Origin of the sequence: Streptomyces sp. NPDC053474 (genome assembly GCF_044544845.1) — a bacterium.
Taxonomy (GTDB): Bacteria; Actinomycetota; Actinomycetes; order Streptomycetales; family Streptomycetaceae; genus Streptomyces.
This window is the reverse complement of the sequence record NZ_JBITXV010000012.1, coordinates 209155-231707: the sequence shown is the minus strand read 5'-3', so window position 1 is coordinate 231707 and position 22553 is coordinate 209155. Positions and strand designations below refer to the sequence as shown.

The 22553-nt window shown below is 72.6% G+C and carries 16 protein-coding genes and 1 CRISPR repeat array; of the genes, 9 read left to right on the top strand and 7 right to left on the bottom strand.

Annotated features, from left to right (window positions below; genetic code table 11):
• Window position 1 precedes the first annotated feature (1 nt).
• On the bottom strand, window positions 2-694 hold the full coding sequence (locus ACIG3E_RS28000; protein WP_399621974.1) for a VOC family protein: 693 nt from the start codon (window positions 692-694) through the stop codon (window positions 2-4).
• Window positions 695-831: 137 nt separating this feature from the next.
• Here ACIG3E_RS28000 and ACIG3E_RS27995 point away from each other — a divergent pair, with 137 nt between their 5' ends.
• Entirely contained in the window at window positions 832-1407 is a 576-nt protein-coding gene (locus ACIG3E_RS27995; protein ID WP_399621971.1) for a GNAT family N-acetyltransferase, read from the top strand.
• Window positions 1408-1479: 72 nt separating this feature from the next.
• On the opposite strand, the gene ACIG3E_RS27990 is transcribed toward ACIG3E_RS27995, so the two are convergent.
• On the bottom strand, window positions 1480-2490 hold the full coding sequence (locus tag ACIG3E_RS27990) for an aldo/keto reductase (RefSeq protein ID WP_399621969.1): 1011 nt from the start codon (window positions 2488-2490) through the stop codon (window positions 1480-1482).
• Window positions 2491-2750: 260 nt separating this feature from the next.
• Window positions 2751-3085: direct repeats of the CRISPR family, unit length 29 nt; unit sequence GGGACCACCCCCGCACGCGCGGGGACCAC.
• A 469-nt stretch (window positions 3086-3554) separates the two neighbouring features.
• On the opposite strand from ACIG3E_RS27990, the gene ACIG3E_RS27985 reads away from it, so the two are divergent.
• The 3 genes from ACIG3E_RS27985 (at window position 3555) to ACIG3E_RS27975 (ending at window position 6917) form a co-directional block, all read left to right on the top strand.
• Window positions 3555-5345, top strand: a complete 1791-nt coding sequence (locus ACIG3E_RS27985) for a LuxR C-terminal-related transcriptional regulator (protein ID WP_399621966.1) — start codon at window positions 3555-3557, stop codon at window positions 5343-5345.
• Between the two features lie 144 nt (window positions 5346-5489).
• On the top strand, window positions 5490-5933 hold the full coding sequence (locus tag ACIG3E_RS27980; RefSeq protein WP_399621962.1) for a peptidase inhibitor family I36 protein: 444 nt from the start codon (window positions 5490-5492) through the stop codon (window positions 5931-5933).
• Between the two features lie 63 nt (window positions 5934-5996).
• On the top strand, window positions 5997-6917 hold the full coding sequence (locus tag ACIG3E_RS27975; protein ID WP_399621960.1) for a hypothetical protein: 921 nt from the start codon (window positions 5997-5999) through the stop codon (window positions 6915-6917).
• Here the strand turns inward: ACIG3E_RS27975 and ACIG3E_RS27970 are convergent.
• Window positions 6892-8379 (bottom strand): amidase, encoded by a 1488-nt coding sequence (locus tag ACIG3E_RS27970; RefSeq protein WP_399621957.1) that lies wholly within the window; start codon window positions 8377-8379, stop codon window positions 6892-6894. The two genes, ACIG3E_RS27975 and ACIG3E_RS27970, sit on opposite strands and share 26 nt — an antisense overlap.
• A 325-nt stretch (window positions 8380-8704) precedes the next feature.
• Here ACIG3E_RS27970 and ACIG3E_RS27965 point away from each other — a divergent pair, with 325 nt between their 5' ends.
• Both ACIG3E_RS27965 and ACIG3E_RS27960 read left to right on the top strand, forming a co-directional pair.
• Window positions 8705-9475, top strand: a complete 771-nt coding sequence (locus tag ACIG3E_RS27965; RefSeq protein WP_399621954.1) for a phosphotransferase — start codon at window positions 8705-8707, stop codon at window positions 9473-9475.
• A 216-nt stretch (window positions 9476-9691) separates the two neighbouring features.
• Complete coding sequence (locus ACIG3E_RS27960) at window positions 9692-11689, top strand: alkyl/aryl-sulfatase (protein ID WP_399621952.1); 1998 nt, start codon at window positions 9692-9694, stop codon at window positions 11687-11689.
• A 56-nt stretch (window positions 11690-11745) separates the two neighbouring features.
• On the opposite strand, the gene ACIG3E_RS27955 is transcribed toward ACIG3E_RS27960, so the two are convergent.
• Complete coding sequence (locus ACIG3E_RS27955) at window positions 11746-14160, bottom strand: penicillin acylase family protein (RefSeq protein WP_399621949.1); 2415 nt, start codon at window positions 14158-14160, stop codon at window positions 11746-11748.
• A gap of 106 nt (window positions 14161-14266) precedes the next feature.
• The gene (locus ACIG3E_RS27950; protein ID WP_399621946.1) at window positions 14267-15922 is read right to left on the bottom strand and encodes a hypothetical protein; all 1656 of its coding nucleotides are present in this window, start codon (window positions 15920-15922) and stop codon (window positions 14267-14269) included.
• Window positions 15923-16148: 226 nt separating this feature from the next.
• Here ACIG3E_RS27950 and ACIG3E_RS27945 point away from each other — a divergent pair, with 226 nt between their 5' ends.
• Window positions 16149-16727 carry a hypothetical protein gene (locus ACIG3E_RS27945; RefSeq protein WP_399621943.1) on the top strand — a complete coding sequence of 193 codons (579 nt, stop codon included), beginning with the start codon at window positions 16149-16151 and terminating at the stop codon, window positions 16725-16727.
• Window positions 16728-16880: 153 nt separating this feature from the next.
• Here the strand turns inward: ACIG3E_RS27945 and ACIG3E_RS27940 are convergent, their stop codons facing one another.
• Entirely contained in the window at window positions 16881-17288 is a 408-nt protein-coding gene (locus tag ACIG3E_RS27940; protein WP_399621941.1) for a hypothetical protein, read from the bottom strand.
• A 144-nt stretch (window positions 17289-17432) separates the two neighbouring features.
• Between ACIG3E_RS27940 and ACIG3E_RS27935 the strand changes: the two genes are divergently transcribed.
• Together ACIG3E_RS27935 and ACIG3E_RS27930 are read left to right on the top strand one after the other, a co-directional pair.
• A complete protein-coding gene (locus ACIG3E_RS27935) occupies window positions 17433-19664 on the top strand; it encodes a helix-turn-helix domain-containing protein (RefSeq protein ID WP_399621939.1) in 2232 nt (743 codons plus the stop codon).
• A 94-nt stretch (window positions 19665-19758) separates the two neighbouring features.
• The gene (locus tag ACIG3E_RS27930) at window positions 19759-20493 is read left to right on the top strand and encodes a VOC family protein (protein ID WP_399621935.1); all 735 of its coding nucleotides are present in this window, start codon (window positions 19759-19761) and stop codon (window positions 20491-20493) included.
• A 113-nt stretch (window positions 20494-20606) separates the two neighbouring features.
• Here ACIG3E_RS27930 and ACIG3E_RS27925 read toward each other — a convergent pair whose 3' ends face one another.
• A complete protein-coding gene (locus ACIG3E_RS27925; protein WP_399621933.1) occupies window positions 20607-22373 on the bottom strand; it encodes a chitinase in 1767 nt (588 codons plus the stop codon).
• Window positions 22374-22553: the final 180 nt, after the last annotated feature.

Genomic DNA, 22553 nt, shown 5'->3' with positions numbered 1-22553 from the left:
CTCAGCCGTCCCGGCCTTGCCACGTGGTGACGCAGGCTTCGTTGCCCTCCAGGTCGGCGAGCACCCAGAAGGCGGGGGCGCGGGTCGCGGACACGAGTCGGCCCCCGGCCGCCAGCGCGGCTTCGACCCGTCGGGGTGCCTCGTCGTGCGGAACGCTGACGTCGATGTGGATGCGATTGCGCTGCGGACGCGGGCGGTCCATGGGCTGGAACCAGATGGCCGGGCCCTGCCTGAGCGGGTCGACGAGCGGATCCTCCGGCCCCTCGGCGCCCGCCTCGTCGGCATAGCCCAGGACCGCCTTCCAGAACGGTCGAATCCCGGAGATGTCCAGGGCATCGATGGCGATCTCCATGACCTGGACGGACCGCGGTGCCCCCGTTCCGAGTCCGGGCTCCGGCAGGAGCCCGGACTCTTCAGCGGTGGCGGAGATCCGCCGCGCCAGCTCGACATCCCGGGTGGTGACCGCTGCGTGGTCCGACGACTGCAGAGTGAAGACGGCCAGATCGGGACGGGCATCGACGTGGAGATGGCGATCGGCATCGTCGCCACACACGGCGACAGCGTCCGCCGCCAAGCTGATCGCTTGAGCCAACGTGCCGACCGGGACCGACGTGTGCAAGCCGCCCAGCATGTAGCGCCACCCGTGGTCCTGGACAGCCTCCGACGCTTCCTGCCGACTCAGTATCCGCTCCATGACCGCATCCTCGCAGGCCCACCGTCAGCCCCGGCTGCCGGTCCCTCTGGAGGGGACCATCGGAGAGGGCTCCAGGGCGTACGGCGGCAACCGGACCGCCAGGTGATCGCGTCCGGCGGTAGGAGATACTGGGCGCCATGTCCCAGGCGATCTTGCGTACGGAACGGGTCGAGTTGGTCCCGCTGTCCGATGAACATGTCGAGTTTCAGATCGAGCTCGACTCCGACCCCGAGGTGATGCGCTACCTGGGCGGGGTCCGCAGCCGTGAACAGGTGGTGGAGAAGGCACACCGGGCGGCGCTCACGGACGCGAGGCGGGCCGAGGGCCTGGGGTACTGGGCCGGGTTCGTCGCGGGGGACTTCGTCGGCTACTGGATCCTGCGCCCGCCGGGAGACGTCGACGAGGAGCCCGCGGAAGGCCAGGCCGAACTCGGCTATCGGCTGCTGCGGCGCTACTGGCGGAAGGGCCTGGGCAGCGAGGGGTCGGCCGAGCTGATCCGGCACGGCTTCGAGGACCTCGGGCTCGACCGGGTCTGCGCCATGACCTCGGCGGGCAACGCCGCCTCCCGGGCGACGATGGCTGCTGTCGGGCTGCGCCACGTGCGCGACTTCGACGCGGACGCCAGCTGGTTCCCGCCGGGGACCGACCTGCGTTCCGTCGAGTACGCGCTCACGCGGGAGGAGTGGCAGGAAGCTCACCGCGCCCGCTGCTAGGGACCCTCAAGACTCACGGGACGGCCGCGCCGGGATGGCATCCGGCGCGGCCGTCGGCTGTTCCCGTGCGGGTCAGGCGTCGTTCGGGAGCGGGGCGGCGGGGCTGACCAGGCCGTTGGCGCGCAGCTCGGTCCAGAACGCGGCGGGGATGTCCTCGTTCAGGGCGGCGGTGTCCTCGGCGATGCGGCTGGGGCGCGTGGCGCCGGGAATGACGGCCGCGGTCGCGGGGTGGGCCAGGGAGAACTGCAGCGCGGCGGCCTTGATGCTGACGCCGTGGCGCTGCGCGAGGGCCTTCAGCTTGCCGACGCGCTCGATGATCTCCGGCGGGGCCTGCTGGTACTCGAAGTGGGTGCCGCCCGCGAGGATGCCGGAGCTGTAGGGGCCGCCGACGATCATGTCGACGCCCTGCTCCTGGGCGGTGGGCAGCAGGCGCTGCAAGGCGTGGTCGTGGTCGAGGAGGGTGTAGCGCCCGGCCAGGAGGAAGCCGTCGGGGCGGGGCTCGTCCAGGGCCAGGGTCAGCTCGATGGGCTCGGTGCGGTTGACGCCGAGGCCCCAGGCCTTGATGACGCCTTCCTCGCGCAGGCGGGACAGGACCCGGAAGGCGCCGGTGCGGGCTTCTTCGAACTTCTGCAGCCACTGGTCGCCGTGGAAGTCCTGGGCGATGTCGTGGACCCAGACGATGTCGAGGCGGTCGGTGCCAAGCCGCTTGAGGCTGTCCTCGATGGAGCGCTCGGTGGCCTCCGCGGTCCACTCGTGGACGATCTTGTTGGGGTTGCCGTGCTCGAAGAGCCCGCCCTTCTCGCCGAAGTCCGGGGTGGCGTCCTCGTGCTCGTCGAGAATGACGCGGCCGACCTTGCTGGACAGCACGTAGGAGTCCCGGGGGCGGGCGGACAGGACCTCGCCCAGCCGCGTCTCGGCCAGCCCGGCGCCGTAGAAGGGAGCGGTGTCATAGAAGCGGATGCCCTGGTCCCAGGCCGCTTCGACCGTGGCGCGGGCCTCGTCGTCGGGAATCGCACGGAACATGTTGCCGAGCGGAGCGGTACCGAAGCCGAGCCGCCCGGGCAGGATGTCGCTGAGTGACATGAGGGTGCCTTCGCAGGTGAGGGTGGACGTCCGTGAGCGCGACGGCGGCTCCGTCGACGGAGCCGGGGGCGCTGGGGGAAGGAGCGGACCACCGGGTTGCGCGAGCGTCGCACTTAGATGCAGACGCGCCTTACATGCGTAGACAATAATTGCAGACGCGGGCTAATGCAAGGAGTGCCGGTCACTGGCGCAAGGGCCCAGGCAGGAGGCGTGCCGCCCGCCGCCCGCGTCCGGGGCGCTCCCTGGCCCAGGGGGGATCGGGGACCATCCCCGCACGCGCGGGGACCACCGCCTACGGCCCCGAAGCCGGGCACCGCCTGGAGGGACCACCCCCGCACGCGCGGGGACCACCCGGGGGCGATCTACCAGACCGGTGACGGGGCGGGACCACCCCCGCACGCGCGGGGACCACCGTGTAGACGGCGGTGTCGAAGTCACCCATGGGGGACCACCCCCGCACGCGCGGGGACCACCAGGGCCGTGGGCCCGGCTCGCGGCCCGGTGCGGGACCACCCCCGCACGCGCGGGGACCACTGGCTCCGTTGGCTGCGGCATGGCGCCTCCTGGGGACCACCCCCGCACGCGCGGGGACCACAAGAGCTGACCAGCTACGTTAGCGGGGAGAGTGCCCGGTTCCCTCCACTTTCAAAGGAACGGACATTTCCCCCGGGGCCGTGTTGGACGCGAGCGACCCCCTCCCGAGGGGATGACTGTGCTGAGGATCCAGCAGCGCCGGTCGGACCACCCCCCGCGACGCAGCCAGCAGCACACGGTGAAGCTCCTCTACGCTCCCGGTCGCGACAATTCCTCACACTCGCGCGAGGAGTCACAGCCGGACAGGGAAACAGCCCCTGTCGTCAGGCAGACGGAGAGAGATGTGGCTCTGTCGTAGGGCCACTGCCAGGTGGGCCTCCGCGCCGTGGCGTTGAAGGCCTACGCCGGTTCCACCGGCTCTGCTCTCCCGTCCAATCCGCTCCCTCCCGCGGTCCGAATGCCTGTGTGTTGGCTGTGGGGGTGCCTCGTGGCGCTCTCGGGGGGAGGAACCAATGACGGGGAACGGTCCGATGACGTCCGACTGGCCTCTGGTCGGCCGGGCACGGGAGCTGGTCGCGATCGGGGCGGCGATCGGCACGAGCACGGCCGCCGGTTCGGGTGGCAACGCCGGCGGCGGGGTGGTGCTGGCGGGCGAGGCCGGGGTGGGCAGGACCCGGCTGGCGCGAGCGGTCCTGAGCCGTGCCCGGCGGGCGGGCCGGGGAACCTGCTGGCTGGCCGCCACTCGCACGTGCGCGAGCATCCCGTTCGGCGCCCTGCTGCCGCTGGTCGCGGGCGACGAACCGCCGGGCACTGATCCGCTGGCCGTGTTGCACCACGCCGTGCGGCGTGTCGCACGGCACCGGCCGCCGCTCGTCGTGGGGGTCGACGACGCCCATCTGTTGGACGAGCGGTCGGCGTGGGTGATTCACCAACTCGCCCTGCGCGGCCTCGTATCCGTGGTGGCGACGGTACGGGCGGGAGAGCCCGCGCCCGATGGGGTGACCGCACTCTGGAAGGACGCGCTGGCCCACCGGATGCTGGTCCAACCGCTGACACCAGGAGCGATGGACGACCTCCTGACGTGCTCCCTGGGGCCCCAGGTGGAAGGGGTGACCCGGCTGGCGATCGTGCGGACGGCGGCGGGCAGGCCCCGGTTGCTGAGGGACCTGCTGGTCGAGGCGTACGAAGGCGGTGCGTTGGTGTGCCGGGAGGGAGTGTGGCTGTGGGACCGGGCCGCCGACCGCACGGCGGGCTTCGGGCAACCCGCCTCGACGCTGTGGGACGAGGCCGTGTTCGGCTGGACGCACTGTCTCGGCCTGGTGCTCGCCGGACGATTACACGAGGCGAGGAACCTCGCGGAAGCGGGCTACAGCAGCGCCGTCGACCGGGGAATCAGGGAGGTGGCCATCGGCTGGGCCGGATGCCGGGGCGCGATAGCCAAGGCTCAGGGGCAGGTGGCCACCGCCCAGGCGGTGCTGCGGGAGGCGGTGGCCGCGCTGCACGGGCGCGGTGCCGACCAGCTCGCCCGCTGGCTGCTCGCCGACCTGGGCGGAGCCGCGGCCCTCGCCGGTGACGCCGCCGGGGCGGGGCGGTGGATGCGGCGCGCCGACGCCCTGCGCACGGACGGCCTGCGGGGGGAGGTTCGGCGGCTGGTCGACCCTTGGGTCGAACTCGACCGCGCCTGGGTCATCGCGGCCGAGGGGAACCTGGAGCGCGCCGCCCGGCAGGCCCGGTGGGCGGCCGACCTGGCCGACGACACCCAGCAGTACGACGCCGAGGCCATCGCCCTCTACGACGTCGCCCGCCTGGGCGCGCCCTCCTCCGCCGCCCCCCGGCTCACCGACCTCGCCGCGACCGCGCACGGACCGCTGGTCCCGGCCCTCACCAGCGCGGCGGACGCGCTGGTCGCCCTGGACGGCTCCGCCCTCGACGCGACGGTCACCGCGCTCGACGACCGGGGCCTCGCGCTGCACGCCGCGGAGACGGCGGCCGCGGCCGTACGCGCGCACCTGACGGCGGGGAACCAGGCGGCGGCGGTGGCGGCGCGGACGCGCATGGCCGGGCTGCTCGACAGGTGCGAAGGCGCCAGCACGCCCATGCTGGTGGCGCAGCGGGGCCTGGGCGTGTCCGCGCTCTCCCGGCGGGAACACGAGGTCGCGCTCCTCGCGGCCTCCGGGTTGCCCAGCAAGGTCATCGCCGAGCGCCTTTCGTTGTCGGTGCGGACCGTCGACAACCACCTGGGCCGCGTGTACGCCAGGCTCGGCGTCTCCGGCCGCGCCGCACTCGCGGTCCTCATCGGCCAACACCCGGGGCGGACTTGAGTATTGATTACTCAAGACATCGCGAACTCGTACTGCATAGCCTTCCCTGTGTCTTCGATTTTCCCCGAGGAAAGGCGCTGTCAGGGGCCTTGCGAAAGGCCCCTGAACGACCAGGAGAAGGAATTCGGGAGAGAAGGAAATGGCATGAGGATTCCCACATCAGTGAAGGCCGCGATGGCGACCGCCATCGCTTCCGCGGCGGCTGTCATCGGTCTTTCCGCTCCGGCCGACGCGGCGGGCGGCGACGGCGTGTGCCAGGTCCGGGAATGGTGCCTGTACGCCTCCGTGAACCTCGGTGGGTCGCTGTACGACTACAGCGGCGGGGACACCAACTACAGCAACGAGAAGTTCCTCACCGCCGGTGTCGGCCAGTTCCGGGCCGTGGCCAACAGGGCGCTGTCCGGCGACAACAGGAACTTGACCATGTACGTCCAGGCGTTCACCGGACCCAATTTCACGGGAACGCGCGGGGTCGCGGCTCCCGGAACGTCCGGGACGTTCGCGCGCACGTACTTCGCCAACCTCGAATCGCACTACTTCTCAAGGGGTCCGGCAGGCGTGGCCCCGGCTCCGGGCCTGCTCCGCTGATGCCACTCCGGTTCCCCGCCCGGCGCACCGGGCGGGGAACCGGTTCCACCGAACGGAGACCCCATGCAGCTCACCGCGCAGCGAGTCGCCGCCGCGCTGCTCCTGACCGCCTTGTCGGCGGCGACCGGCTGTAGCAGCGGTTCCGACGCCGGTCCCGCCTCCGGCGCCGAGCCCGAGGTGAAGTCGACGCCGACCACCCTGGCGGCCGCCTCCCTGAAGCTTCCCCTCGATACGTACCAGTTGTCATCGGACGAGCTCGACCGGCTGGCCGCGGCGCAGAACACGCTGGTCGCGCGGTGCATGCACCGCTTCGGCTTCGCGTTCCGCATGCCGGACCCGCCGCCTCAGCCCGAACCACCGGACGGCAACGAGCGGCGCTACGGGACGACCGACAGGGCCGCGGCCGCGAAGTACGGCTATCAGGCGAAGCCGCCGCCGCGCGGGAAAGCACCGGCCTCGAAAGCAGCTCCCACGAGCGATGACCCCGCGGAGACGTCCGTACTCCTGGGAAAGGGGCAGCGGTCGTGGAAGGGAAAGCCCATCCCCGAGAAGGGCTGCGCGGGTGAGGCGGCGCGGGGGCTGTCGTCCGGCGCTCCGCCCCTCTCCGACAGCGAGACGTCGACAGCGCAGAATCTCTCCGCGGAAAGCTTCACGCGCTCACAGCAGGACTCCCGGGTACGCGCGGTGTTCGCCCAGTGGGCGCAGTGCATGAAAGCGAGGGGTTACGACTACGCGACACCCCTCGACCCACCGGGGGACCCTCGCTTCACCGAGCGTGTCACGGCACAGCAGATCGAGACGGCGAACGCCGATATCACCTGCAAGAAGAAGTCCAATCTGGTCGGTGTGTGGTTCGCGGTGGAATCGCGCTACCAGAAAGACCTGGTCGCGGAGAACCGGAGCACGCTGGACAAACTGAGGCGGAGCAACCAAGCACAGCTCGCCGAAGCGGCGCGCGTCACGGGCAGGGCCACTCCGAGGTGAACGCGCCCGCCGGTGCCGGTGCCTGGAACCCCCCGATCTCCTGCTCAAGCAGTTCGGCCAGCCTCAGTGGCGTGCGGTCCTCGTACATCGGGCCGATGAGCTGTACGCCCACCGGCAGGCCCTCGGGGGAGCGGCCCGTCGGTACGGCGGTGGCGGGGAGGCCGGGCATGGTGGCCACACCGGCCCAGACGAGCTGGTCGAAGTACGGGTACTCGACGCCGTCGACGGCGACGCGGCGTCGCAGCGGGTCGGGGTGGTGATCGTGGGGGAACGCGGGGGTGGGCGTGATCGGACACACCACGGCGTCGAACTCGGCGAAGAACTGGCGCCAGCGGTGGCGGTGGAGCTCGCGGCGGCTGTTGGTCTCCAGCCAGTCGCGGTGGGTGAACACCATGGCGCGCAGCCGCACCGCGTCGAGGCTCTGGTCGTCCGCGCTCAGTTCCGCGGCCCGGGCCCGGAGCGTCTCGTACGCGTCGATGGGGAAGCGCGCGATGGAGCCCGAGACGAGCAACTGCATGTAGACCACGGCGGCTTCGGCCAGGTCGGGCAGCAGTGGGCTGTGTCGTTCGACGCGGGCGCCCGCGTCGACGAGCGCGTCGGCCACGCGCCGCACGCCCGCCCGTACGGCGGCCCCGGTCGCAATGAACGGATGCTCGTCGAGGACCAGGACGCGGAAGTCGCGGAGCCGCTCGTGGCGCGCGGGCGGCAGCGTCACCTCGTGCGCCACACCGAGCGTCAGCGGGTCCGGTCCGGCCATGACGTCGAGCAGGAGCGTCAGGTCGCGGGCGGTGCGCGCCATCGGTCCGACGACGGCCAGTTCGCTCTCGATCGGCAGCGCGGGTGACGGCGGCGGGACCATGCCGCGGTGCGCCGCGAGGCCGAGCGTCGGCTTGTGCGCGTAGACGCCGCAGAAATGCGCGGGGGTGCGCAACGAACCGGCGAGGTCCGAGCCGATGGAAAGCGACCCGAATCCGACGGCCAGGGCCGCCGCCGAACCGCCGGAGGAGCCGCCCGACGTGCGGCTGTGATCCCATGGATTGTTGGTCGTGCCGTAGATCTCGTTGAAGCTCTGAATGTCCTGCAATCCCAGAGGCACATTGGTTTTGCCGAGCAGCACCGCGCCCGCGTCCTTGAGGCGCGATACCTGCACCGCGTCCTCGGCCGGAAGATGGTCGCGGTACTGCGGGATGCCCCAAGTCGTGGGCAGCCCGGCCATGTTGTACGACTCCTTGACCGTCACCGGAAGGCCGAGCAGCGGCCGGTCCTCCCCGCGGGCACGCGCCTGGTCGGCGTCGCGCGCGGCGGCCCGCGCACGGTCGAAGTCCGGCACGCAGATCGCGTTGACGGCCTCGTCGTCCCGCTCAATGCGGGCGATCACCTCGTCGGTGAGTTCCACTGACGTCACTTCACCGGCGCGCAGGGCAGACATGGTCTCTTCGGCCGTAGAAAATTTCCATTCCATGAATCAGACCGTAACGAGGGTACTGAGAAGCCATAAAATGGCTTTTCCCGCAACGGTTTCGCATGGCTGAATCATCACGGCCAGGCGCGGCCAGGCGCGGTCGTCGACGGTCAGAAAGGGCTCGTCCACCACAGCCGCCGGTGTGGCGCGCCTGCGGCTCCAACCGGCCCGCCGCTCCAACCGGCCCGCCGCTCCAACCGGCCCGCCGCTCCAACCGGCCCGCGGCTCCAACCGGCCGGTCCCACCGGAACGCCAGAGACGTGATCGCCCCACCCGTGTACGGTCGGCCAAGGCCCGGTCCTGGATCTTGGAAGGCGAGGCACGCATGACGGAACGGCAGGAATTCCGCGGTGGGGTGAACGTCGTGCACCGCCACGGCGACGTCGTCCACCGACCGGCGTCCCCAGCGGCACCAGCGATCCACCGCTTGCTGGACCACCTTCACGAGCAGGGGTTCCACGGCGCACCGGAGCCACGGGGCTTCGACGCCGAGGGCAACGAAGTGCTCACCTTCCTCGACGGCGAGGTGCACACCGCGCTCACGCCGCAGCTGCGTACGCCCGAACTCCTCACCTCCGCAGCCGTACTGCTGCGGCGACTCCACGACGCCACCGCCACCTTCCCACCGCGTCCCGACGACCGCTGGTCGCTCCCGGCCCGACAGCCGACGGAGGTCGTGTGCCACGGTGACGCAGCCCCGTACAACTGCGTGGTGAAGGACGGCGTGGCCGTCGGATTCATCGACTTCGACGCGGCGCACCCGGGACCACGCGTCTGGGACGTCGCCTACGCCGTCTACCGGTTCGCGCCGCTTCAGGGTCCGGACAACCCCGAGGGCTTCGGCACACCACAGCAGCAAGCAGGCCGGGTCGCCGCCTTCTGCCGGGCCTACGGCCCTGGTGTGGGCGCCGAGGTGATCGACGCCGTTCCCGAACGGCTGCACGCCCTCCTGGACTTCATGCGCGAACAGGCCGCGTCGGGCAACGAGGCGTTCCAGCGGCACATCGCCGAAGGCCACGCGGACCTGTACGAGGCGGACATCCGCTACGTGCGTGCCCACCGCGACCTTCTGCGGGCCGCCTTCGACGATCGGTGAAGCGGACCATGCGAGAGCCTGGCCGATTCAGCCCCTTTTGAGACTGATTGGGGGCTGCAAGGATCCGAACCACCGGACTGCTGAGGTGGAGAGCCCACGTGCTGAGGCGGAGAGCCCACGCGGCGTCCGCACACGCCGACGCCGCGGTCCGGAGCGCAGTTCTACGGGGCACCCAGTGCGTGCCGGGCCTGCCCGGCCGAGCGAAGGGAAAGACCGTTGACTGATTCCGAACACAGCGCGGCCCAGCCCGCGACGTCCTTGACGAGGGACCTGAACGCCGCGGTCACCGTCCCCCCGACGGATCAGGATCCGGAGGCGGCGCTCGCGGCGAAGGGCCAGCTCGTGGCGCTGCCCGCGGACTTCACCGTGGAGCGGGAGGGCAGCGACATCCCCGCGTGGAGCCTGGGCCCGTACGCGTTCCTGACCGGCCAGGCACCCGACACGGTCAACCCCAGCCTGTGGCGCAACGCGCTCCTGAACATGAAGACCGGCCTGTTCGAAGTCGTCGAGAACGCCGTCTACCAAGTGCGGGGGATGGACCTGTCCAACATCTCCTTCCTGGAGGACCCCACCGGCGCCTCCCAGGAGATCGTGGTGGTCGACCCGCTGATCAGCGAGGAGTGCGCGGCAGCGGCCTGGAAGCTCTACCGCGAGCACCGCGGCGCCGAGCGCACCATCCGCGCTGTGATCTTCACGCACTCCCACCTCGACCACTACGGCGGCGTGCTGGGGCTGTTCGACGACGGTGTGCTGCCGCAGGGCGTGGACATCATCGCTCCGGAGGGGTTCCTGGAGCACTCGGTGAGCGAGAACGTCTACGCCGGAAACGCGATGCAGCGCCGCGCCCTGTTCATGTACGGCGCCCTGCTGGACCGCTCCGCGCGGGGACAGGTCGACGCGGGCCTCGGCAAGTACAACTCCGTGGGCCTGTCGGGCCTGCTGCCCCCGACCTGCACGGTCACCCCGGAGATCGCCGTGCCCCACAACATCGTCTCCTTCGGGCCGGTGAACCTGGAGTTCCAGCTCACCCCGGGCACCGAGGCCCCGGCGGAGCTGAACTTCTACCTCCCCGACATCCGTACGGTGTGCATGGCCGAGAACGCCACTCCCACCCTGCACAACCTCTACAGCCTGCGCGGGGCCCAGGTCCGCGACGCCAAGGCGTGGTCGCAGTACCTCGCCCAGTCCGTCGAGTGGTACGGCGACCGCTCGGACGTGCTGTTCGCCAGCCACTTCTGGCCCCGCTGGAAGAGCGAGGGCGGCAACGAGATCGTCGACTTCCTCACCAGCCAGGCCGACCTGTACCGCTACCTCCACGACCAGTCCCTGCGCCTGGCCAACCACGGCCGGACCATGACCGAGATCGCCGAGGACCTCGACACCAACGTGCCGGGCGGCCTCGCGGGCCAGTGGTTCAACCGCGGCTACTACGGCACTCTCAACCACGACATCAAGGCCGTCTACCAGCGCTACCTCGGCTGGTACGACGGCAACGCCGCCCATCTGCACACCCTGCCGCCCGAGCAGGCCGGACCGCGGTACGTCGAGGCGATGGGCGGCGCCGCGCAGGTCGTGTCGCTGGCCCGGGAGGCGTTCGACAACGCCAAGAGCGCGGACGACTACCGGTGGGCCGCCGAACTCCTGAGCCACGCCGTCTTCGCCGACCCCACCGACCACCAGGCCCGCAGGCTGGAGGCCGACGTCCTCGAACAGCTCGGCTACCAGGCCGAGAGCGGCCCTTGGCGCAACTTCTACCTCGCCGCCGCGCACGAGCTGCGCACCCGGCCCGCCGACGGCACCCCGCCCGGCCTCCCCTCCCCGCAGATCATCACCCGGCCCGTCCTCGAGGCCATGAGCCTGGAGATGGTCTTCGACTACCTGGGCATCCGCCTCAACGGGCCCGAAGCCGCCACCCACCCCCTGACCATCGGCTTCACCGTGACCGGCGGCCTGGCCGACGACCCCGACCAGTGCACCGTCCAGCTCCGCAACGGCGTCCTCGTCTACACCCCCCGTACCGCACCGGACTCCGCCGACGCCACCTACACCCTCACCCGCACCGGCCTGAACGACCTCGTCATCGGCGCCACCACCCCCGACCAACTCCTGACCGACGGCACCCTCACCGTCACCACCGGCACCATCGCCCCCTTGAACACCTTCACCGAACTCCTGGACACCTTCGAGTACTGGTTCGGCCTCACCACTCCCTGACCTGTGCGAGGGGCCACCCCCGCCACGGGACCGGCGGGGGTGGGCTCGCCCCGGCCTCAGCGCTCGCGCACCTTCACCACCTTCAAGCCGGGCGCCTTGCGGATGTCCCGCTCGCAGAACCGTGACCTCACCCAGCGCTCGCCGGAGTACAGGCGCGTCTGGTCGCTGTAATGCGGGGAGCGCGGGTTGGACGACTGGGAGTAGGTCAGGAGCGTGCGCGCCCTGGGGCAAGGAGAGGCGTCCCAGCCGACGGCCTGGATGTGGCTGGAGCCGCTGCCGACCTCTGTGTAGCCGCCGCTCGCCGGGTTCCAGCGGCCCTCGATCTTGTTCCAGACGCCGAGGGACTCCGTGCCGCCGTGGATCGGCAGGCGCTGTCCGTCGCGTACGACGAACTGGTGGTCACCGAGGCGGGCGTCCAGCGGGATGCCCGCGGCGCGCAGCTCCGCCACGGCGTCGGCGAGCGCGGTGGCGAAACCGGGCGCGTCGGTGTTGAGGGAGCGGGGAGTGCGGACCGGATCGGACGGGCTGAAGGGCACCTTCCACAGCTGGGCGCCCGGCACCTGCACGCGCAGGGCGCGCCAGAACCGGTCGAAGAGCAGCGCGCCCCGCGACCCGCTGTCCATCGTGCGGTCCCAGGCCTTGAGCACGTCACAGGCCGCGCGCACGTCGACGGCCCGGCCGTCGCTGCCCGTCGCCGACCCGGAGGGCAGGGCCGCGCAGGCGCGCGCGGCGTCGGCGGCGGCCAGGTCACCGGCGGGCGCGCGGTTCGTGAACTGCTGCCGCTGGAGGTCCTTGACCGTCAGGCCGCCCCGGCGGGCCATCGCGGCGACGTCCTCGACGGCGCCGCGCGTGCGCGTCGTCCGCTCGGTGCCGATGGTGCCGAAGATCCGCTCGTAGCCGGTGAGGGGCTGGTCGGCGTTGGACAGCCAGGCGCTGTCGTTGGAGTTCTCCGCGTACGGGGCGTCCTTGAGGGTGGGCATGCGCGACGGCCCGAACGTGCCGGGCTGGAGGGCGTCCTCGTCCGAGCCGAGCGCGCAGTCGCGCCGGGAGCCGTCCAGGACGGCCACGCCCGCCACCGGGTACGTCAGCTTGCCGAGCGGGGTGGAGCAGCGCGCGGCGAGGTCGTCGGTGACGCGCGGCAGGATCTGCGACTGGGTGAGCAGCGAGTGCCCCGCGCGGTCCGCGGCGACGGTGTTGACCCAGGGCAGCCCCTGGGTGTCGCGCAGCGCGCGCAGCACGCCCTTGACCGAACGGGCCTTGCCGAAGCGCAGGTTGGCGTCACCGGCGCGCAGTTGCGCGGCGTTGGGGTCGTTGAGCGCGTACGCGGTCCGCGCGGTCCACGGCAGGGGCAGCTGGGAGCCGAGCGAGGTGACGACCGGGCCGTAGCGGGTCCACCACTGGGTGCGGGTGACCGGAGCGCCGCCCCGCACGGGCACGGACACAGTCCGGCGCGTCATCCGCTCCCGCTCGCCGTCGACGAGGTACGCGGTGGGATCGGTGGGGTCGAGCGTCAGCTCGTGCACGGAGAACGGGACGCCGGTCGCCACGGTGTGGCTCCACGCCACGTGGCTGTTGAAGCCGATGTTGACGACGGGGGTGCCGAGCAGCGCCCCGCCCGAGACGTTCAGCTCGCCCGGGATGGTCTGCTGGAGCTGCACGAAGCGACGGCTGCCTTGCCAGGGGTAGTGCGGGTTGCCGAGCAGCAGACCGCGGCCGCCCGCCGTCGTCCTGCCGCTGAAGGCCACGGCGTTGGAGCCCATGTCGGCGCCCTCGCCGCCGGGCGCGAGCAGCCGCCGCGCCGCCTCGGCGGTTCCGCGCGGGTCGGGGGAGCGGCGCGGCGCGCCGGGGCCCGGCGGGGTCGCCCCGGTGATGCCGTCGACGGCCCGGCCCTGACCGCCGAGCATCGACACCGCGTGGCCGAGGCGGGCCACGTCCAGGGCCGAAGCCGGCCGCACCCAGTCGGCCTTCGCGCACGCCGGGTCCGTGACGCGGTGCTGCCGCAGCCACGCGTTGTAGCCCGCGGCCAGGCCGCGCATCAGCTCCTTGGCGGCGCGGCTCGGACCGCGCGGCGCGGGCTGCTTCAGGAGCTTCTCCACCGTGCCCGCCTGCCGTACGCCTCGGAAGTACAGGTCGCTCGCGAGGTTCGTGGTCGCCGACGACAGGCCGCCGCCCGGGTCGCCGTCCGGCCCGAAGTGGCGCGAGCGCTCGCCGCGTACGGTGGTGAAGCTCTGGGCGAGCACGCACACCTGGTCGGCGGCCTGGGCCCAGCCGGTGCCGAAGCCGAGGCTCGCGTAGTCCTTGGCGAGGATGTGCGGGACGCCGTACTCGGTGTAACGGATGGTGGCGGAGAGGCCGCCGCCCGACAGTCGCTCGCCGCCACCCGGCGCGGCCGCCGCCGTGGCCGGCAGCAGGGCCGAGGCGGTCAGCAGGGCCGTGCCCAACGCCACGACGGGTCTGGTACGCATGCGCATCGTGCCTCCCAACTACAGTGAGAGCAGTGGCCGTTGGAGCGTACCAACCGGTACGTAACGTGTCTGGAGGGCGTACGCCAGGTGGTCCGTGGGGCGTGCGGTTCCTTCAGTGCCGCGCGGCCCACTCCGCGCGGGCGGCGCGCACCTCGTCGAGGGCCTGGCGGTGGCCGCCCTCGCGGGCGCGGTGCTCGGCGCGGTCGAGCAGGGCGGCGGCCCCGGCCGGGTCCGCGGCGGTGCGGACCCGGGCCAGCGCGGTGAGGGCGAAGGCCAGGACGGTGCCGCCGAAGGGCTCGGCCAGCTCGACGGCGGCCCGCGCCAGGCGCTCCGCCTCGACCGCGTCGCCCAGGGACAGCTGGAGTTCGGCGAGGTTGGCCCGCTCGAACGCCGTGGCCGTGGGGCGGCCCGCCTGCTCGGCCAGGGCGAGGGCGCGGCGGCCGTGGCGCAGGGCCTGGCGGAGGTCGCCCGCGCGGCGCGCGTTCTCCCGCAGGACGGAGAGCACGGTGGCGAGCAGGGCCGGGTCACCGGACGCCTCGGCGGCGTCGAGGGCCTGCTCGGCCGGGGCGACCGCCTGCTCGAAGCGGCCAAGCAGGCCGTTGCAGGCGGCCTGCTGAGCGAGGGAGCGGGCCAGGAGCGCGGAGCGCGCGGACGGGGGAGGCGCCGGGGCGAGGCCCGCGGTCGCCGTCGGCGGGGCACTGCCCACGGCGGCCTGGGCGGTGCGCGCCGCGTCGAGGCCCGCCTCGTACGCGCCCTCGTAGAAGAGGACCAGGGACCGCGCCATGTGATGCGCGGCCCTGACCTCGGCCGGGGCCGCCGGGCCCGGCGCGTGGGCGCGCAGGCTCGCGTGGGCCTCGGCCGGGCGGTGGCGGCGCGCGAGCACCTCCGCGAGGCGGGCGGCGGCGAGGGCGCAGGCGTCGGCGTGGCCGCGCAGTGCGTACGCGGCCAGGGCCTGCCGCAGCACACCGATGGCCTCGTCGTAGCGGCCCGAACGGTCAAGGGTGAGCGCCCAGTCGAGGCGGACGCGCGCCGCCTCGAGGTCGACGTCCTCGCGCGGGACCGCGCGCTCCCGGCGCCGGGAAGCCTCGTTGAGGACCCGGCGGGCCCGGTCGTCGGCGGGGGCCTGGTCGAGGACGCGCCGGGCGACCGTCGCCGCGCGCACCGGATCGCTCTCGGCGAGGTGGCGCTCGGCGAGCGCGAGGCCCGTCGCGGCCCGCAGGTCGGCCAGGCGGGTGCGCCGGGCGTCGGCCCAGGCGGCGTAGCGGTCCTCGGGGAGCAGCTCGCCGGTGAACGCCTCGAACGCGGCGGTCAGTTCGGGCACGCCCCCACACCTCAAGGCGTTGTCGGCCAGGGTCTCGACACGGTCCGCGTCGATGAGCACGGCCCCCGGCACCAGGCGCAGCAGTGATCCGTCGGCGGTGAGGTAGGAGGACGCGGCGCGGGGCCTGAGCTCGGGCTCCAGGGCGTGGCGCGCGGTGTGCAGGGCGACGCGCAGGTTCCGCAGCGCGGCACCCAGCTCGGCGTGCGGCCAGCAGGCGGCCATGACGTGCTCGCGGTGCAGCTGGTGCCCCGGGGCGAGGGCCAGGAGCTTCACCAGGGTGCGGGCGCCGGGGCGCGGCCAGCGCGCGGCGGGCGGTACGCCCAGGGGTCGCTCGGCGCGGAAGCCGCCGAGCAGATACAGATGCAGCGGCCCGGCGCCCGCACCGGCCGCGCCGTCGTCCGCGTGGGCCCCGCTCCCTCTGTCGTACGTGCGTGCTGACGTGGTCATGGGGTGCAGTTTCTCCGGCCGGGCACGCGGCCACGCCTGTTACGGGTGAATTACTGGCCGGAACTCGCTGGTCATCGCGGCATGTCACGGGCGGGCCGGGTGCGTGATCACGACGTTGTCGCGCGGGGAGTCGATTGCCGGTCGCTTCCGCGTTGACCTGCGATAACTCCCTTCCTGAAGATGTCCAGCGAGCCCCAGGAGCCCCTTGAGTCCTACTGGAGGAAACATGAAGCGACCCCAAGCCCTCGCCATGAGTGTCCTGTTGCTGCTGTCGGGCAGCGCCGTGGCGGCCAGCGCCGCCGACGGCTCCTCGGCGGGGGCCTCCGCCCACCACAGATCCCCGGCCGCGGCCTGGTGCGTGAAACAGGGCGGCAAGGCGCAGGTCCAGGTGCCGTACTACACCAAGACCGGCACCCAGATCGTACGCCTCGGCGGCGAACGGGAGATGTGCGTGTTCACCGCGGACGACGGCTCGAAGCTGACCATCGCGGCGGACACGCTCGCCGCCACGAAGCCGACGCTCGCCGCCCTCGCCTACGTCCACAAGCCCGCCGACCCGGGCGGCCACCCCGGCAACCCGTCCCTCGGCTATTGCAAGGCCCTCAACGGCACGGCGATGTACGGCCCCCGGGCGACGGACGGCGGCGGCTGGGCCAAGAAGGGCGAGACGAACCCGGAGAAGGCGATCCCCGGCTGCATGTTCGGCGACGGTTCGGTCATCGACGCCTGGGCGCTGAAGTACCACTCGGGCGGTGTGGTCCGGGGAGCGGACCTGACGAAGAAGTTCCGCGCGGACCTTCCGTAAGGGGGGGGCGGACGCGGGGCGGGGGCGGCTCAAGTGGCGGTGCTGTAAGGTCCCTTCCCCGCACGCGCCCCGGTCTCCGCGGCCGACGCCCGGGACGGCTGCCGGGCGGTGGGCGCCCCTCCATCGGGCGTCCGGGCGCCCTTCCACCGGGCGTCAGCTCAGCAGCGGCAGGACGAGGGCGAGCACGATGAACGTACTGGTGAACGCGGTGGCCGCGGAGGCCAGTCGCTTCGGCCTGCTCAGCGCGGCGGCGGGCGGTCCCGCGGCGGGCGCGGGGGCCGGGCCGGTGACGTCGTACGCGACGAACCCGAGGAAGAGCGCCAGGGCGACGGTGACGACCGTGACCGCGACACGGGAGGCCCTGGGGCGCCCGTCCCCGAGCTCAAGGGTGGCGGCGACCGTGCACACATCGGTGATCACGGCCATGGCGGACGCCCCGGCCGCGCCCCAGGCCCTGGCGCGACCGGCGCCGTCCGCCAGCGCGAGGCGGAAGCCCACGCGCGCGCAGACCGCGGCGGCCAGGGAGGTGCACCCCAGGAGCACCGCGACGACGACGGACACCAAGACCCCCTCGGGGCGAAGTGCCCTGCGGGCACGACGAGGGGACAGGGCTGACGGTGGCGTCCCCTCCCACCACTGTCCCAGAGTTTCTGAGACAATGGAAACAACGCAGTTGAACGGCGATGCCGGGGGTGGTGATCCAGCATGACGGCGCGACGCGCCGGACGTCCCATGGCCGCGCTGCGACAGGACCTGTCGCCCGCGCTCCGCTCCTTCGCCGTCGAACTGCGGCGCCGCCGCGCGGAGTCGGGGCTGACCCTGCGCGAACTCGCCCGCTCCATCGAGCTGAGCCCCGCCTCGCTGTCCCGGGTGTTCAACGGCGAGCGCCTCATGAGCGAAGCCGATCTGCGCCGTCTCACGTCCTCCCTCGGCCTGGCCGAGGACGATACGAGGGCGCTGGAGCTGCGGCTGCGCCAGGCGCGTGCGGAAGAGGAGGCGGCGACAGACAGCCGGGCAGCCGGACGGAGCGATCTGCACGACCATCTCCTGGTGCTGCGGGAGGAGTCCGGTCTCAGCCTGCGCGAGATCGCCCAGCGCCTGGAAGCCGCCGGAACGCGCCTGGGGAAGTCCACGATCGAGCGGGCGCTCCGCGACCCCGCTCCCGCGCTGCCCCACGCCCTCCAGGTGGCCGAGGCCCTGATCGGTACGCTGCCGGACGCCGAACGCGAGCCCGCCACCCAAGGAGTGCTCCGGGCCGCCCGCGCCGCCGTCACCCCCCCTGCCGTACAGGACACCTCACGACCGATCAGCCAGTGGGACCCGCTCGACCTGGAAGTCCACCCGGCGCTGCGCCCGGCGTCCACGGCCGTCGGACAGACGCTGCCGGGATACGTCCCGCGCGCCCACGACCGGGCCCTGGCCCGCGTGGTGTCGGCCGCCGCCGAGGGCACCAGCGGCATGGCCGTCCTCGTCGGGTCCTCCTCCACCGGCAAGACCCGTGCCTGCTGGGAAGCGGTCAAGCCGCTCGCGCCGAAGGGCTGGCGCCTGTGGCACCCGGTCGATCCCACGCGCGCCGACGCGGCCCTGCGCGGCCTCGACGACGTGCGTCCCCGGACGGTGGTGTGGCTCAACGAGACCCAGCACTACCTCGGCCAGCCCCGCCACGGCGAGCGGCTCGCAGCCGCGCTGCACGACCTGCTCGTACGGCCCGGGCGCGGCCCGGTCCTCGTCCTCGGCACCCTGTGGCCCGCGTACGCGCACCAGTACACCGACCCGCCCGCGCCCGGAGCACCCGATCCGCACCCTCAGGCCCGCGACCTGCTCGCCGGACGCCTCATCCCCGTCCCGGACGCCTTCGACCAGGACGCGCTGAGGTCCGCCGGTGCCCTGGCGCGGCACGGCGACGCGCCCCTCGCGGAGGCCCTCGCCTGGAGTCACGCCGGGCGCGTGCCGCAGTTCCTCGCGGGCGGTCCGGAACTCCTGCGCCGCTACGACACGTCCACCCCGGTCGCGCGAGCTCTCCTGGACGCCGCGATCGACGCCCGCCGCTACGGCGCGGGAGTCGCGCTGCCCCTGTCCTTCCTCACCGAAGCGGCGACCGGTTACCTCACCGACTCCGCGTACGACGGCCTGACCGGTGACTGGGCCGTGGGGGCGCTCGCCGAAGCCACCGCGCCCGTCCACGGCCGCATGGCGCCCTTGCGGCCGCTGCGGCCCGGCCCCGCGCGGGAACGGAGAGACCCTGAAGCCTCGCCCGCCGACCAAGCGTTCCGTCTCGCCGACTACCTGGTACAGGTCGGCCGCACCGCACGCCGGACGCGGTTCCCACCCTCGTCCTTCTGGTACGCGGCCTACGCACACCTGCCCGCCGGGGATCTCTTCGCCCTGTCCACGGCGGCCTTCAGGAGTGCCCGGCTGACGTGGGCGAACCAACTGATCCGTCGTACGGCCGACTTGGGCGGTCCCGTCGTGGCAGGCACGGCCGCCCTCTACTCGAAGGCCGCCCTGACGGAGAGGTCGGGCGACCTCGAAGGCGCCGAGCGGCTGTACCAGCAGGCCGCCGAGGCCGGGGACCCGCTGGCCCTGTTCCGACTGGCCCAGGCGTACGAACGGGCGGGCGACACGGAAGGCGTCGAACGCCTGGCCCGAAGCGCGGCGGACGCCGAGGGATTCCCCCCTCTCCCGGACGCGGACCCGCGTGCCGGGGAGGGCGCCGAACTCCTGTACCGCCGAGCCGCCGAGACCGGCGATCCCCACGCCCTCCTCCGCCTCTTCCGGATGCGCGAGCGGGACGGCGACCCCGTGGGCGCCGAACACGTGGCCCTGAAGGCCGCCGACGCCGGATACGCCTGGCTGTTCAATTTCCCCGTGCGGTGGCCCAACGGCCTGGACGCCGACGGCACGATCACGCCTGCCTTCCCGGAGCCCGACGACTGAGGGCACGGCGGCATGACGGCCGCCAGAGGGCACCGAAGCCAGCGTCCCGGGTAACCCAGTGGCGCCTGATCAGTACAGGCATATGATCACCCGCATGGCGACACGACTCGTTCAGATTTCGATGCAGGCTCGGGACAACTCCGCGGTCGGGCGGTTCTGGGCCGAGGCACTCGGCTGGAAGGTCACCGGCGACAAGGGTGCCGAGACCAACGTCGAACCCGAGGGCTTCTCCTACCCGAACGCCGCCGCCGTCTGCGTCGACGTCATCGGGGTCCCGGAGCCCAAGACGGTGAAGAACCGCGTGCACGTCGACCTCGCCACCACCTCCGCGGCCCACCAGGCGGAACTGGTCGCCCGCCTGACGGACCTCGGCGCGACGCCCGCCGACGTGGGCCAGGGCGACGTCCCGTGGGCGGTCCTCGCCGATCCGGAGGGCAACGAGTTCTGCGTCCTCGAACCTCGGGAGGTCTACCGGGACACCGGGCCGATGGCCGCCGTCGTGGTCGACTGCGCGGACCCCCGCGCCATGGCCGGGTTCTGGGGCGAGGCGATGGACTGGACCGTGCATGAGGTGACCGACGACCGTGCGGCCCTGCGCTCCGCCGAGGGCGTCGGCCCGTACCTGGAATTCCTCCGCTCGTCCGACCCGAAGACGGTGTGGAACCGCGTCCACCTCGACCTCCGCCCCTACGCCGGTGACGACCAGGCGGCGGAGGTGGCCCGGCTCCAGAGCCTCGGCGCGACGCGCGTCGACGTGGGCGGCGACATGGCGTGGACGGTCCTCGCCGACCCGGAGGGCAACGAGTTCTGCGTCCTCACACCGCTCTGAGCGCGCCCTTCCGCGACGGCCGCCCCGGAGGCCGGGCGGGCCGGGACCGCACAGGCCCCAAGGGGCGGACGGACCGTGTGCGGCCCGGCCCGCCCCTCCGGGGCGTTCGTTCGCTACGGAAGGCTGTGCACCTTCGGGCCGACGGCGTTCGACCACGCGTGGCCCGCCGTCGCGTCCCAGTTCGTCGACCACGTCATCGCGCCGCGCAGCGACGGGTAGGTCTTCGACGGCTTGAAGGAGCCGCAGCCGGTGCCGCGGGTCAGGCAGTCCAGGGCGTTGTTCACGACCGACGGGGCCACGTAACCGCTGCCCGCGCCGCGCGTCGACGCCGGGACGCCGATCCCGACCTGCGACGGGTCGAGGCCGCCCTCCAGCTGGATGCAGGCGAGCGCGGTCAGGAAGTCCACGCTGCCCTGGCTGTAGACCTTGCCGTCACAGCCGAGCATCGAACCGCTGTTGTAGTACTGCATGTTGACGACGGTGAGGATGTCCTTCACGTTCAGCGCCGTCTGGAAGTAGCCGCCGGACGTGGACTGCATGTCGATGGTCTGCGGTGCCATCGTGAGCACCAGCTTCGGGCCCGCCTTCGCCGCGAGCTGGCGCAGCGCCTTCGTCATGTAGGTGGGGTTGAGGCCGTTCTCCAGGTCGATGTCGACGCCGTTGAACCCGTACTCCTGCATCAGCGCGTACGCGCTGTTGGCGAACGCCGTCGCGGAGGCGTCACTGTTGACGGAGATGGTGCCCTTCTCGCCGCCGACCGAGAGGATCACGGACTTGCCCGCGGCCTTCTTCGCGGCGATGTCCGCCTTGAAGTCGGCGACGGAGGAGTAGCCGACGGCCGGGTCCAGGTTGAAGGTGATCTGCCCCGGGGTGGTGGTGGCGTCCGCGAACGACACGGCGATGATGTCGTACTGCGAGGACACGTCCCGCAGCTTCTGCACGGTCGCGCCGTTGTTGAAGTTCTGCCAGTAGCCGGTCACCGCGTGCCGGGGCACGGTGCCGTCGCCGCCACCGTCGCCCTTGGGGGTCCGTACGGACACCGCTGTCGACTTCGCCGACTCGCCCGCCGCGTTCGACGCGCTCACTTGGAAGCTGTACGTGGTCTCCGGCGTGAGGCCGGTGACGGTCGTGGAGGCGCCGCTGGCCGAGGCGACCTTCGTGCCGTCGCGGTAGACGGTGTAACCGGTGGCTGTGGACGACGGGGTCCAGGACAGGTCCACCGACGTGGGCGTCGCCGTGCCCGCCGCGAGACCGGCCGGGACGGGCGGTATCTCGACCGGGTCGGGGCCGCCGCCCCCGTCGGGCCCGAAGACGCTCACGTCGTCGACGTAGTACGCGCTCTGCCCGTACCAGCCGTGGGTGTACACGGTGACCGAGGTGGTGTTCGCGCCGGTGGTGAAGCTGGTGGAGAGCTGCTGCCAGGACGAGGTGCCCGGCGTCCAGGTCGACACGTCGGTGGCGCCGGTGCCGCGGGCGCCCAGGTAGGCGTAGCCGCCCTGCACCCAACTGGTCAGCTTGTACGTCGAGTTCGGCTTCACCGCGACGATCTGGGAACACTCGGCGGTGCCCTGGCCGGACGGGGTGGCCTTGAGCGCCTTCGCGCCGCCGTGCACGGGGGACGTGACGGCCACGCCGCTGTTCGCCGCGCAGGTCCAGTTGCTCAGGTCCGCCTCGAACCCGGCGTTCTTGGCGACGTTGACGTCCGCCGCCCCGGCCCCGGCCGCTCCGGTGCTCGCGGCCTTGGTGCCGGTCGCGTGGGTGTCCGCGGACTGCGCGGGCGCGGCGAGCGCGGTGACGGCGAGCGCGGCGGCCGCACCGACGGCCATCGCCGCGCTGATCCTCCGGCGGGCGCCGGGTCTGTCCTGGCGTACACGGTCCACGGGGTGCCTCCTGGGGGGAGAGAGGTGAAGTGCGTGAGCGACGACGGCGGCCACCGCTGTTGCGCAAAGTTGGTCCAGACCAATCGAGTTGTCAAGACCTTGGGACGGGAGAACCTGCGGCGGAGCACCCCACGGCCGTGGCCGCGCAGATCCTGACGCGGCAGGGTGGAGATCGGCGAG

Excerpts from the sequence above, each read along its gene's own strand:
- ACIG3E_RS27970 (WP_399621957.1), bottom strand. The coding sequence starts at position 8,379 with ATGGAATGGAAATTTTCTACGGCCGAAGAGACCATGTCTGCCCTGCGC.
- ACIG3E_RS27950 (WP_399621946.1), bottom strand. The coding sequence starts at position 15,922 with ATGACCACGTCAGCACGCACGTACGACAGAGGGAGCGGGGCCCACGCG.
- ACIG3E_RS27955 (WP_399621949.1), bottom strand. The coding sequence starts at position 14,160 with ATGCGCATGCGTACCAGACCCGTCGTGGCGTTGGGCACGGCCCTGCTG.
- ACIG3E_RS27965 (WP_399621954.1), top strand. The coding sequence starts at position 8,705 with ATGACGGAACGGCAGGAATTCCGCGGTGGGGTGAACGTCGTGCACCGC.
- ACIG3E_RS27930 (WP_399621935.1), top strand. The coding sequence starts at position 19,759 with ATGGCGACACGACTCGTTCAGATTTCGATGCAGGCTCGGGACAACTCC.
- ACIG3E_RS28000 (WP_399621974.1), bottom strand. The coding sequence starts at position 694 with ATGGAGCGGATACTGAGTCGGCAGGAAGCGTCGGAGGCTGTCCAGGAC.
- ACIG3E_RS27935 (WP_399621939.1), top strand. The coding sequence starts at position 17,433 with ATGACGGCGCGACGCGCCGGACGTCCCATGGCCGCGCTGCGACAGGAC.
- ACIG3E_RS27995 (WP_399621971.1), top strand. The coding sequence starts at position 832 with ATGTCCCAGGCGATCTTGCGTACGGAACGGGTCGAGTTGGTCCCGCTG.
- ACIG3E_RS27990 (WP_399621969.1), bottom strand. The coding sequence starts at position 2,490 with ATGTCACTCAGCGACATCCTGCCCGGGCGGCTCGGCTTCGGTACCGCT.
- ACIG3E_RS27985 (WP_399621966.1), top strand. The coding sequence starts at position 3,555 with ATGACGTCCGACTGGCCTCTGGTCGGCCGGGCACGGGAGCTGGTCGCG.
- ACIG3E_RS27975 (WP_399621960.1), top strand. The coding sequence starts at position 5,997 with ATGCAGCTCACCGCGCAGCGAGTCGCCGCCGCGCTGCTCCTGACCGCC.
- ACIG3E_RS27980 (WP_399621962.1), top strand. The coding sequence starts at position 5,490 with ATGAGGATTCCCACATCAGTGAAGGCCGCGATGGCGACCGCCATCGCT.
- ACIG3E_RS27945 (WP_399621943.1), top strand. The coding sequence starts at position 16,149 with ATGAAGCGACCCCAAGCCCTCGCCATGAGTGTCCTGTTGCTGCTGTCG.